At 67.3% G+C, this 12319-nt stretch carries 9 protein-coding genes; 3 read left to right on the forward strand and 6 right to left on the reverse strand.

All coding sequences use genetic code 11. The features are described from left to right. Positions 1-129 precede the first annotated feature (129 nt). The 4 genes from PO605_RS15010 to PO605_RS15025 form a co-directional block, all read right to left on the reverse strand. Positions 130-2082: a PhoX family protein gene (locus PO605_RS15010; RefSeq protein WP_272206575.1), complete on the reverse strand. Its 1953-nt coding sequence runs from the start codon at positions 2080-2082 to the stop codon at positions 130-132. 246 nt (positions 2083-2328) lie between these two features. Further along, positions 2329-3162, reverse strand: a complete 834-nt coding sequence (locus PO605_RS15015) for a BPSS1780 family membrane protein (RefSeq protein ID WP_016445799.1) — start codon at positions 3160-3162, stop codon at positions 2329-2331. A 146-nt stretch (positions 3163-3308) separates the two neighbouring features. After that, a complete protein-coding gene (locus PO605_RS15020; RefSeq protein ID WP_016445800.1) occupies positions 3309-4265 on the reverse strand; it encodes a homoserine kinase in 957 nt (318 codons plus the stop codon). Between the two features lie 126 nt (positions 4266-4391). Further along, positions 4392-4766 carry a hypothetical protein gene (locus tag PO605_RS15025; RefSeq protein WP_016451118.1) on the reverse strand — a complete coding sequence of 125 codons (375 nt, stop codon included), beginning with the start codon at positions 4764-4766 and terminating at the stop codon, positions 4392-4394. A gap of 72 nt (positions 4767-4838) precedes the next feature. On the opposite strand from PO605_RS15025, the gene polA reads away from it, so the two are divergent. The 3 genes from polA to PO605_RS15040 all read left to right on the forward strand — a co-directional run bounded on the left by polA (position 4839) and on the right by PO605_RS15040 (position 9801). Next, on the forward strand, positions 4839-7682 hold the full coding sequence (polA, locus tag PO605_RS15030; RefSeq protein ID WP_272206576.1) for a DNA polymerase I: 2844 nt from the start codon (positions 4839-4841) through the stop codon (positions 7680-7682). Between the two features lie 57 nt (positions 7683-7739). Then, a complete protein-coding gene (locus PO605_RS15035; RefSeq protein ID WP_016451120.1) occupies positions 7740-8636 on the forward strand; it encodes a dienelactone hydrolase family protein in 897 nt (298 codons plus the stop codon). Positions 8637-8967: 331 nt separating this feature from the next. Beyond that, positions 8968-9801 carry a ZIP family metal transporter gene (locus PO605_RS15040; RefSeq protein ID WP_016445804.1) on the forward strand — a complete coding sequence of 278 codons (834 nt, stop codon included), beginning with the start codon at positions 8968-8970 and terminating at the stop codon, positions 9799-9801. A gap of 17 nt (positions 9802-9818) precedes the next feature. Here the strand turns inward: PO605_RS15040 and PO605_RS15045 are convergent, their stop codons facing one another. Beyond that, positions 9819-10481, reverse strand: a complete 663-nt coding sequence (locus tag PO605_RS15045; protein WP_047472883.1) for a response regulator — start codon at positions 10479-10481, stop codon at positions 9819-9821. Beyond that, positions 10478-11890, reverse strand: coding sequence for a cache domain-containing protein (locus tag PO605_RS15050; protein ID WP_016445806.1), 1413 nt, complete (start codon positions 11888-11890; stop codon positions 10478-10480). The genes PO605_RS15045 and PO605_RS15050 overlap by 4 nt, the downstream gene beginning before the upstream one ends. Positions 11891-12319 lie beyond the last annotated feature (429 nt).

Here is a 12319-nt window from a genome sequence, read left to right on the forward strand (position 1 = left end):
AGAATGACTCTTGTTTTGCACGCTAAGAGTCGGGTTCATGACATCCATGCAGTTGCGGCGCAGGCATGCAAAAAGGCCATGGAAATCCATGGCCTTCTTGTTGTGGCGCCACGCGCCGCAGGGCGGCGGTCAGGCCGACAGCTTGGGCTGGGAAGCGGTGCCGGTCAGGTAGCCGACGGCGGCGCCGAACTTGCCGCGATAGTTGGTGCTGATCAGCGGGTCCAGCGTGGACTTGACCACGTTGTGGATGCTGCCCCAGTCACCGGCGTGCTGGAAGTTGCTCATGATGTAGGTCCAGCCGTTGATCTCGTCCACGGCGTGCAGGCCCGTGGATTCGCCGCCTGCGGGAATCGACATCAGGCGCGACAGCTGCTTGGTGTCGATGTTGTAGGCCCACAGGAAGTTGTTCACGTGCTGGCCGCTGTCCTCGCCGATGAACAGGGTGCGCATCTTCTCCGAGAACTTGAGGTTGTCGGGGTTGCAGATCTTGTTCGGGTTGCCGGTGTTGCCCAGCGCGTCGGCGCTGATGTCCTCGCCGGCCAGCAGGGCCTTGGTGTCCACGGGCATCCACTCGCTGTTGATGGCGGCGCCGGCCGTGTCCTTCTGGCCACCGCGCAGGTTCAGTGCCATCACGGCGCCGGCCTTGAGCTGCTTGGGGATGGACACGCCATTGCCTGCCACGTTCAGCGCATCGCCGGCCACCATGGACTTTTCGCAGTTCTGCAGGGCCGAGTAGGCCACCTTGTCCTTGGCGTTGACGGTCGTGCCTTCCATCTTGGTGAAGCCCATGCTCGCGCCCTTGAAGGCGGCGTAGCGGTGGGTTTCCAGGAAGGCGGCAGCCTTTTCCATGCCGGGGTTGATCTTGATCCACTCCACCTTGCCGTTGGCGGTGATCTTGGTGTAGCTGGCGTCGCCCGGATCGGTCTTGGCCACGGTCATGATGTCCGTGGGCTTGAGCGTGTTGGCCAGCTGCTCGATCTCGGCGCTGGTGGCTGAGCCCAGTTTGATCCAGGTCAGCGCGGCGGCGCTGCCCGATGCGGGGTCGATGGAGAAGCCTGCACCCACCTTGGCCACGTACAGCGAACCCGAGGACAGGTCCTTTTCCTTGTCGGCCACGAAGACGAAGTAGCCGCTGTTGGTGGCGTCGTCGCCCATCAGCGCCGTGCGCTGGTCGGGCATGACCTGGACCAGCTCGTGCGAGATGCGGCCCATGCAGAAATGCTTCTTGATGCTGGCCGTGCCGTCCACGTTGACCGTCACTTCGGGCATGTGGCCGTAGTGGTAGGGGTTGGCCTTGGTCTGGTCGCCATACAGGTTCTGGCTGAAGGCCTGCAACTGCGCATTGCCGGTGGCGAAGGCGTCGGGCTCGTACTCTTCGCTGGACAGATGGGTGCCCCAGGGCGACAGGTTGGCGCCGCAGGTGATCCACAGGCCGTGCACCTTGGAGGTGTCCACGTTGTGGTACTTGACCAGGCTGAGCTTGCCCGTGGTCTGGTCCTGGTCCAGCGTCAGCACGGCGATGGGCGAGGGCAGCTTGCCGTACATGTCGGTCTTGCCATCCTGCGCCCAGGTCGTGTATTCGAACTGCACCACGGCGAACACGGGCTTGCCCTTGACGCCATCCACCTTGGCATTGGGCACGGTCAGCAGCGAGGTGCCGTCGGGCGCATCGGAGAAGAAGTGGCGCTCGCTGCCGGCCACGGTGCGGTCGATGATCTTGTTGTTGTTGATGTCGTAGTAGCCGCCGGCCAGGATCTTGCCGCCCTTGCCGTCCGGCACTTCGTCGCCGGTGACGAAGAAGGGCTGGTAGCCCAGGTCGAAGCTCTGCTCGCTGTTGTCGCTGTACTGCACCTTGAGCTGCGAGGCCACGGTCATCCGGGCCATGGCCTGGGGGTTGGCCAGCGTGGGCGCGGCCATGGAGGTGAAGCTGGCCGCCACATAGTTCTTCGCGGGACCGTCATCGCCACCGCCGCAGGCGGTCAGCAGGCCGGCGGCGGACACGGCGGAGCCGAGCGGCAGCAGGGGGGCGCCGGTCAGGAATTGCAGCGCCTTGCGGCGGGAGAGCATCGTGGATTGGGACATGGGGCTTCCGTTGTGGGGTTGTCTGCATCAACCCATCGGGGGCGGGATGGGCCGGGATGCCGCTGCGCACTCGCTGGCTATGCATCCGCACGGCATGCTAGGCAGGCACTGTGACAAAGCGATGGCATCCGTATGACACAACAGTGACTGCGTCATGTGGACGCCCGGGTGGCCGCTGGCACGACAGAGAAACGGCAAAGAAAAAGCCCCTCGAAAGGGGCCTGGTGATCTGGTGCCGTGCAGGCGTCAGCCGGACAGTCCGGGCGGCTGCGGCGGTTCGGTGCCGATGGCGTCGCTGCCATCGCTTTCATCGGGCGCCGCAAAGCAGTCACGGAAGGTGAAGACGATGGAGGTGAAGAACATGGCGGCCAGCAGCATGGCCGTGGCAATCATCAGGCCGTTGGCAATGCCGCCCAGCACCTGGGCCAGCACGGCCGAGATCAGTGCCATCACGATGCCGGCCACGATGAACACGCCCATCCAGCTCAGGCCGAAGACCACCAGTGCGCCGATGTTGCGCACGCACGCCACCAGGCTGAAGAACACGGCCTTGACCGGCGGTACGTTGTGCCAGTGCACCAGGCCCGGCGCGTGCCAGAACAGCAGGGACAGCGGCAGGTACAGGCCCATGCTCAGCCACATGGCGGCCTGGAAGTCGGGCGACTCGGCGATCTCGCGCGTCAGCGGTTCGCCGCCCAGGTAGACGTTGGCGAACTGGCCATCGTCCACCAGCATGGACAGGCCCATGATCAGCAAGAAGCCTGCCGCATACATGGCGCCCAGCGTGAGCATGGAATTCAGGCGCTGGCGCCCGGTGCGAAAGGCCACCAGCAGCAGGGCCGGCGTGGGCGCGCGCCCGTGCGAGGCTTCGGCCGCCGCCACCATCATGGCCAGCGATGTGGCCGGCAGCAGGCCCAGCGCGATCACGGGGCCTATCAGCGGCAGCACCGTGACCAGCGACATGGCCGCCATCGACAGAAAGAACAGTGCCGCCAGCGCCAGCGGCTGCTGGCGGAAGGTGCGGATGCCCTGCTGCACCCATTGCAGGCCGGTACGGGCGGGAACGATGAGAAGTTTCATGGGGTGAGGAAGTCGGGGCGCCTGGATGGGGCATGGCCTCTGGCATGGGCCGCGCCGCTGGCGCCCGAACGGGGACTGTACCCGAGGAAGCGCGGCCCGTGGACCGCAAAGCCCTCCGGCAGCCGCGTCGTGGCCGGCCTGGGACGTCAGTCCAGCGCCACGGGGCGGGCCAGGCGCTGGCGCAGCACGCGCTCGAAATGCGTGGGATCGTGGGGAACGAGCATGGAGGCCTCGCGCGGCAGGTGGAAATCCCACAGGCGGGAGATCCAAAAGCGCAGCGCGCCCGCGCGCAGCATGGGGTTGAACAGTTCTCGCTCGGCGGCGGTCAGGGGGCGCACGGACTGGTAGGCATCGATCATGGCCTTGGCCTTGGCGGCGTCATGGGCGCCTGTGGCGTGTTCGATGCACCAGTCGTTGAGGCACACCGCCAGGTCGAACAGCCAGCTGTCCACGCCTGCGAAGTAGAAATCGAAGAAGCCGGTCAGGCGCTCGCCATCGAACATCACGTTGTCGCGGAACAGGTCGGCATGCACGGGGCCGCGCGGCAGCGCCGCATAGGCGGGCGAGGCGGCCACATGGTTCTGGAAGGCCAGTTCGGAGCGCAGCAGGTCGGCGGTGGGTGCGTCGATGTGCGGGATCACCGTGGGCACGGTCTCGTTCCACCAGGGCAGGCCGCGCAGATTGGGCTGCTGGCGATCGTAGTCTCGGCCGGCCAGGTGCATGCGCGCCAGCATCTCGCCCACGGCGGCGCAGTGTGCGGGCTGGGGGGTCAGCTCGCTCCTGCCGGGCAGGCGGTTGACGATGGAGGCGGGCTTGCCGCACACGCGCAGCAGGATGTCGCCGCTGCGTGTCTCGGCCTGCGGGTCGGGCACGGGAATGCCGGCCTGCGCCAGATGCTTCATCAGGTACAGGTAGAAGGGCAGTTGCTCGGCCGTCAGGCGCTCGAACAGCGTCAGCACCCACTCGCCCTGCTCGGTGGTGAGAAAGTAGTTGGTGTTCTCTATGCCGCCCTGGATGCCGCGCAGCTCCTTGAAGGAACCCAGGGACATGCGGCGCAGCAGCTCGCGCGCATCTTTGTCGGAGACTTCGGTGAAAACGGCCATGTTTGCATTGCCGGCCAGCGCGGCTCGGCGGAAATCGTTGTCGTCAGATATGGAAAGAGGGCAGCGCCGTCAGGTGCTGCCCCCTGGGATGCCGCCGGGCCCGGGGCCCGGACAGTCCGGTGAGGATCAGAACTTCTTGAGGTTCCAGACGCGCGTGCCGTTGGTGCCGTCGCCATCGCCGCGGTTGCGGGAGGAGCGGGCGCCGTCGTTGGACTGCACCTCATAGGAGGGCATGTCGCCGACCTTGGGCTGCACGGTGATGCTTCGGGTCTGGCCGCCCACGCGCAGTTCGTCAACGCGGCTGCCTTCGTCTTCCACATGGATGCGTTCCACGCGCTGGTTGCTTCGGTCGCGGGCCTCGGGCCTGGCCGTGTCCGGCGCGGTCTGCCCGGCGGTCGCCGCCGCGGGGGCGGTGGAGGCAGCCGGGGCAGGCGTGGGGTTCTGGGCCAGCACGGGGCTGGCGGCCAGGCTCAGGAGGATGAGAAGTGGAGCGGCGCGCATGGGCTCCATTGTAGGTCTTGCGGCGGGCCCTGTCCCGCCCTGTCCCCCTGCCGGCGCGTGCACAATCGGCGCATGAGCAATTCCAAGACCCTGGTGCTGATCGACGGCTCCAGCTACCTCTACCGCGCCTACCACGCCATGCCGGATCTGCGCGCCGAGCCCGGCAACCCGGAAAGCCCCGCCACGGGCGCCATCCGCGGCATGATCAACATGCTCCAGGCGATCCGCAAGGAAGTGGCGGCCGACTACGCGGTCTGCGTGTTCGACGCCAGCGGCCCCACCTTCCGCGATGCGCTCTATCCCGAATACAAGGCGCACCGCTCGCCCATGCCCGACGATCTGCGCTCGCAGATCGAGCCCATCCACGAAGTGGTCCGCCTGATGGGCTGGCCCGTGCTGGCCATCCAGGGCGTGGAGGCCGACGACGTGATCGGCACCCTGGCCAAGACGGCCGCCGCCCAGGGCGTGAACGTGGTCATCTCCAGTGGAGACAAGGACCTGTCCCAGCTGGTGGATCCCCACATCATGGTGATGGACACCATGAGCGGCAAGCGCCGCGACGTGGCCGGCGTGACGGCCGAGTTCGGCGTGCCGCCTGCGCAGATGATCGACTACCAGGCGCTGGTCGGCGATGCCGTGGACAACGTGCCCGGCGTTGCCAAGGTCGGCCCCAAGACGGCCGTCAAGTGGCTGGCCGAGCACGGCTCGCTCGACGGCCTGATTGCTGCGGCCGACGGCATCAAGGGCGTGGCTGGCCAGAACCTGCGCGATGCCATCGCCTCGGGCCAGCTGGCGCTGAGCCGCCAGCTGGTCACCATGAAGACCGACTGCGACCTGAGCGCCGAAGTGCCCACCCTGCCCGTGCTCGACGCGCTGGCGCCGCGCGAGCCGGATACCGCGCCGCTGCGCGAGTTCTATGAGCGCTACGGCTTCAAGGGGCTGGCGCGCATGCTCGGCGGTGCCGCGCCCGAGCCCGATGCGCTGCAAGCCGTCAAGGCCGGCCGCAAGCCAGCGGCCAAGCCGCGTGCCGACCAGTCCACGGGCGACATGTTTGCCCAGGAGCAGGCCGAATCCGACGACGCCACCACCGAGGCCGAGGCCGTCCAGCAGCGCCCGCTGGACTATGACGTGGTGCTGACCTGGGAAGCGTTCGACCAGTGGCTGGCCAAGATCAACGCCGCCGAACTCACGGCCCTGGATACCGAAACCACCTCGCTGGACGAGATGCGTGCCGAGATCGTGGGCATCTCGCTGAGCGTGGAGCCCGGCGCCGCTGCCTACATCCCCCTGCGCCATGCCGGTCCCGACGCGCCCGAGCAACTGCCGGCCAACGAAGTGCTGCAGCGCCTCAAGCCCTGGCTGGAGGATGCGGCCCGGCCCAAGCTGGGCCAGCACGTCAAGTACGACCGCCATGTCTTTGCCAATGCCGGCATCGAGGTGCACGGCTATGTGCACGACACCATGCTGCAAAGCTATGTGCTGGAAGTGCACCGCCCGCACGGCCTGGCCAGCCTGGCGCTGCGCCACACCAACCGCACGGGCATCAGCTATGAAGACCTGTGCGGCAAGGGCGCCCACCAGATCCCGTTCGCCCAGGTGCCCGTGGACAAGGCTGCCGCCTACGCCTGCGAGGATGCGGACCAGACCCTGGACGTGCACCGCGTGCTGTGGCCGCAGCTGCAGGCGCACGACGGCCTGCGCGGCATCTACGAGCTGGAGATCGCCACCAGCGAGGCCCTGTTCCGCATAGAGCGCAACGGCGTGCTCATCGATGCCGCCACGCTGGCCAGGCAGAGCAACGATCTGGGCCAGCGCATCGTGCAGCTGGAGCAGGAGGCCTACGACATCGCGGGCCAGCCCTTCAACCTGGCCAGCCCCAAGCAGCTGGGCGAGATCTTCTTCGACAAGCTGGGCATGCCCGTGGTCAAGAAGACGGCCACCGGCGCACGCAGCACCGATGAAGAGGTGCTGGAGAAGCTGGCCGAGGACTATCCGCTGCCCGCCAAGCTGCTGGAGCACCGCAGCCTGTCCAAGCTCAAGGGCACCTATACCGACAAGCTGGCCCAGCTGGCGCTGCCGCGCACGGGCCGGGTGCACACGCACTACGCCCAGGCCGTGGCCGTGACGGGGCGCCTGTCCAGCAACGACCCCAACCTGCAGAACATCCCCATCCGCACGCCCGAAGGCCGGCGCGTGCGCGAGGCCTTCATTGCCGCGCCCGGCCATGTGATCGCCAGCGCCGACTACTCGCAGATCGAGCTGCGCATCATGGCCCACCTGTCGGGCGACGAGTCGCTGCTGCGCGCCTTCCACGAAGGCCGCGACGTGCACCGGGCCACGGCATCGGAAGTCTTCAACGTGGAGCTGGAGCAGGTCAGCAGCGAGCAGCGCCGCTATGCCAAGGTCATCAACTTCGGGCTGATCTACGGCATGAGCAGCTTTGGCCTGGCCAAGAACCTGGGCATAGAGACCAAGGCTGCTGCCGCCTACATCGACCGCTATTTCCAGCGCTATCCAGGCGTCAAGCGCTACATGGACGAGACGGTGGAATTCGCGCGCGACCACGGCTACGTGGAAACCGTCTTCGGCCGCCGCCTGTACCTGGTGGACATCAACGGCGGCAGCGGCCCGCGCAAGAAGGCGGCCGAGCGCCAGGCCATCAACGCGCCCATGCAGGGCACGGCGGCCGACCTGATCAAGAAGGCCATGGTGGCGGTGCAGGCCGAGCTCGATGCCAGGCAGTCCGAGGTCCGCGTCATCATGCAGGTGCACGACGAACTGGTGTTCGAGCTGCCCGAAGGCGAGTCGGACTGGGTGCGCACCGAGATCCCGCGCCTGATGGCCGGCGTGGCGGAACTGAAAGTTCCCTTGCTCGCCGAAGTGGGCGTCGGCCCCAACTGGGACAAGGCACATTGAGCTTCACGCGCGCATCGTAGACTTGGCCGGTTCTCAACCACCACCAAGGAGAGATGCATGCGTGACGATCAGCAGCAAGACCTGAAGGCCCTGGTTCCGGGGCGCAGCAGCGAAGAGGGGCCCACGCGGCGCCTGGCATTGCAGACGGCCCTGGGCCTGGGCTATGCCGCAGCGGCCACGCCGCTGATGGCGCAGACCGCCATCTCCACGCCGGCCGACGGCCTGACGGCCGGCGAGGTGCATTTCACCGTGAACGGCTTCAAGGTGCCGGCCTACCGCGCCGCGCCCGCCGGCAAGAAGAATGTGCCCGTGGTGCTGGTGATCTCCGAGATCTTCGGCGTGCACGAATACATTGCCGACACCTGCCGCCGCCTGGCGCGTGCCGGCTACCTGGCCATCGCCCCCGATCTGTATGCGCGCCAGGGCGATCCCAAGACCTATACCGAGATCGCCAAGCTCATGAGCGAGCTGGTCTCTAAGGTGCCCGACGAACAGGTCATGGCCGACCTGGACGGCGCCGTGCAATGGGCGGGCACGCAAGGCGGCGATACGGCGCGCGTGGCCATCACGGGCTTTTGCTGGGGCGGGCGCATCACCTGGCTGTATGCGGCCCATGGCCCGGTCAAGGCCGGCGTGGCCTGGTACGGCCGGCTGGAAGGCGCCAAGACCGCGCTGCAGCCACGCCATCCGCTGGAGCTGGTCTCCAGCCTCAAGGCGCCGGTGCTGGGCCTGTATGGCGGGCAGGACACGGGCATTCCGCTGGAATCCGTGGAGCGCATGCGCGAGGCGCTCAAGCAGGGCTCGGCAGCGGCCAAGGCCTCGGAGTTCGTGATCTACCCGGAGGCGCCACACGCCTTCCATGCCGACTACCGGCCCAGCTACCGCGAGCAGGCTGCGCGCGACGGTTGGCAGAAAATGCTGGCCTGGTTCAATAAGCATGGGGTGACCCCCTGAGCGGCTGCGCCGCTTCCCCCTCTCTCGCTTCGCGGGAGGGGGCGTCCGGGCAACCGGCGACACCCTCGGTGCGGGGCGGCGCGGCCGGCCTAGGCCCTTCCTCGGTGTCCCTGGTGTGAGGACGCGCCAGTTTTTAAGGTATTGCTGACTAGCTTTCAACTTTATTCGCGCAGGGGGGCTTGACAGCTTCTGTAGGCTGAAACCGAGGGCACCCGACACCGTGGCCTGCTTCCTTCATGGGATCGCAGGCCACGGCTGCGATGGGGCCGGTCTTTCTGCGAGAATTCGCGGGTTTCGCCTGCAAGGGCATACGGTTGAAGCACAAATCGCTATGACATTGGTAGCAATCATTCTGGCCACCCTGGCCGCCGGTATTGGCAGCGTCTGGGTGGCCGCGTTGTTGATGGGGCTGGGAGGCAACCGCTCGCCGGGCATGATGCCGCAGCGGCTGTTGAGCCTGGCGGCGGGCGCGCTGCTGGCCACGGCCTTCATGCACCTCTTGCCCGAAGCCTTCGAGAGCGAGGCCGGCGCGCACGACCTGTTCGTCACGCTGCTGGTGGGCCTGGTGTTCTTTTTCCTGCTGTCCAAGGCCGAGCTGTGGCACCACGGGCATGAGCACGGCGCGCCGCCGGCCCATGAGCACGATCACCACGAGCATCACGATCACCAGGGCCACGCCCATGACCATTCCCATGGCCACCATCATGGCCACCGCCACGGCGGCTGGGCGGTGCTGACCGGCGACAGCGTGCACTGCTTCGGCGATGGCGTGCTGATCGCCTCCGCCTTCATGGCCGACATGCGCCTGGGGCTGATCGCGGCGGTGTCGGTGCTGGCCCACGAGGTGCCACACCACATGGGTGACATCGTGGTGCTGCGCCAGTCCAGCTCCAACCGGCGCGTGGCCCTGATCAAGGTGTCCATGGCCGGGGCCGTGACCACGCTGGGCGGCATTGGCGGCTATTTCCTGGTCGGCCAGCTGCAGGAGCTGCTGCCGTACTTCCTGGCCGTGGCCTCCAGCAGCTTCATCTACGTGGCGCTGGCCGACCTGATTCCCCAGCTGCAAAAGCGCCTGAGCGCGCGCGAGACCGTGGCCCAGGTGGGCTGGCTGATGCTGGGCATCGTGCTGGTCACCGTGGTCAGCCGCGCGGCCCACGCGCACTGAGCGGGCGGCGTTTCAGGCTATCCCGCACCGGCCTGCACGGGCGTGCTGCCCAGCAGGTCGGCATAGTCCACGGCGTACTTGATGAAGGCCGCATGGCCGTCGATGCGCAGCTTGCGGCGCAGGTGCAGCCGGTGGGTTTCCACGGTACGCACCGAGGTGCCCATCAGTGCCGCAATCTCCTTGTTGGAGCGGCCCTCGGAGATCCACTGCAGCACGCTGGCCTCGCGCGGCGTGAGGGCGCGCCGGGGGCCGGCACCGGCGCCGTCGTCCTCGGCCACGGGCTGCAGGCCGGGGCTGAAATACAGGCCGCCGGCGTAGACCCGGTCTATGGCCTCGATGAGCTGCTGCGCCGGCGCATCCTTGAGCACATAGCCGCGCGCGCCCAGTGCCACGGCGCGCCGCACGTATTCGGGGTCCTCGTGCATGGACAGCACCAGCACGCGCACCAGGGGGAACTGATCGCGGAACAGCGCGGCCAGGTCGATGCCGCTGGCGCCCGGCATGCGGATGTCGGTCACCACCAGGTCGGGCGACAGCTCGCGCGCCAGCGGCACGGCCTGGTCCATGCTGGCGGCCTCGCCCACGACACGGATATGGTCGGTGGCCTGCAGGCGCATGGACACGCCGTCGCGCACAAGAGGGTGGTCGTCCACCAGGAGGATGCGGATCATGGGGTTCATGCAGCGGCCTGTGGGAGTTCGAATTCCGGTGAGGGAGACAGCGGCATGCCGCCGCTGCGGTAGAGCACGGCGACCAGCCGGGTGCCCCGGGCGCCCGAGCTGATGCTCAGATGGCCGCCCAGGCCCTCGATGCGCTCGCGCATGTTGCGCAGGCCGATGCCGCCCTGGCGGTCGCGCTGCACGCGGCGCATGTCGAAGCCCTGGCCGTCGTCGCTGACCTGCAGCACCACGCGGCGGCGTTGAAAGTGCAGGCTGACGTCGATGCGCGTGGCCTGCGCATGGTTTTGCGCATTCGTCACGGCCTCCTGGGCCACGCGGAACAGGGCCGTGGCGTGGCTGGGCGGCAGAAAGCGGGTCTCGCCCCGGCAGCCGAACTGCATGCGCAGGCCGTCCTCGGCCTGCATCTGCTGGCTCATCAGTGCCAGGGCCGGGGCCAGGCCCAGGTCGTCCAGCAGGGCGGGGCGCAGGCCGTGGGAGACGCGCCGTATCTCCACCAGCGCGTGGTTGAGCTGCTCCAGTCCCTGGTCCACCATGCGCTGGGCCGTGGCCGGGTCCTGTGCGGCCAGGCGCCTGAGCTGGGCCTGGGCCGTCTCCAGCAGGAACTTGGACGAGACCAGCACCTGGACCACGCCGTCATGCAGGTCGCGCGCCACGCGCGTGCGTTCTTCCTCCTGCGAATGCACCACGCGCTGGGCCAGGCGCTGCAGCTTGGTGCTGGACACGCGGTGGTCGCTGAGATTGAACGCCAGCCCCGCCACGCCGATGAGCACGATGCACAGCGCCGCAATGCCGAAGATGCGCCAGCGCGTGGCCGCGATATTGGCCTGGGCGCTTTCGTCGATCTGGCGCAGCGCCTGCTCCACATCGTCCAGGTACAGGCCCGTGCCCAGCGACCAGCCCCATTCGGGGACCGTGGCCACGTAGGCGAGCTTGGCCTCGGTACGCAGCGAGGACGGCTTTTGCCACTGGTAGCGCACCAGGCCGCCGCCGCTGCGCGCGGCATCCAGGATGATCCTGGCGGGCCCTGCGCCGCCCGGGCTGTTGGGATCGCACAGGTCCACGCCCGACAGGCCCATCTGCCGCGCATCCAGCAGCACGTTGCCGTGTTCGTCGTAGACAAAGAAGTAGCCGTCCTCGCCGAACTGCATGCGCGCCAGCGTATCCAGCGCCTGGCGCCGCTGCACGGATGGCTCCTCGCCGCTGGACTGGATGCGTGCCAGCGCCGTGGTCGCCAGCTGCACGTAGTGCCGCAGCTCGGTCTCCTTGCTGTGCAGGTAGGCGGTCTCGACCAGCTCTCGTTCCTGGCGGGCCAGCTCCAGTGTCTGGTGTTGCACGGTCACCGCGACCAGGCCCAGGGCCAGCGCGATGGCGGCAATCGACAGAAGCGCAAGTTTCAGCGGAAGTTGCATGGGAGCCTGTGTGGGGTGCACCGACGATCTTTTCCGCCCAGTGCACGGACCTTGTCAACAGGGCTTGCGCGCATGGCGCCGGGGCCCGGCAGCGGACCTTGAATGGCGGGCGTCGTATCTGCCAATAGCCTGTGCGCGCTGCATATCCACGCGCGCAGGAAAAGGAATTTGAATATCCCAAGGAAAATGCCATGGATAATATATTTCGCGCACGAAAGAATATCCCATTGACATAGGGAATCCGATATGCATTTTCTTGGTGCGTTGTCCCCTTTTTGGGGTCTTGAATAATGGTTTTGCCGTATTGTGGTGCGCCGTCCCTCATCTGTCTGACATGCCTGGCTACGGTTGAGCAGGTTCCGTGCCAAGCCGTTGTTTCAGAAGAGAGTTATCCTGCTGCGTAGCACTGCGCAAGCGGTCCTGCGTAGT

This window comes from Delftia sp. DT-2, from assembly GCF_028401915.1.
Classification (GTDB): domain Bacteria; phylum Pseudomonadota; class Gammaproteobacteria; order Burkholderiales; family Burkholderiaceae_C; genus Comamonas; species Comamonas tsuruhatensis.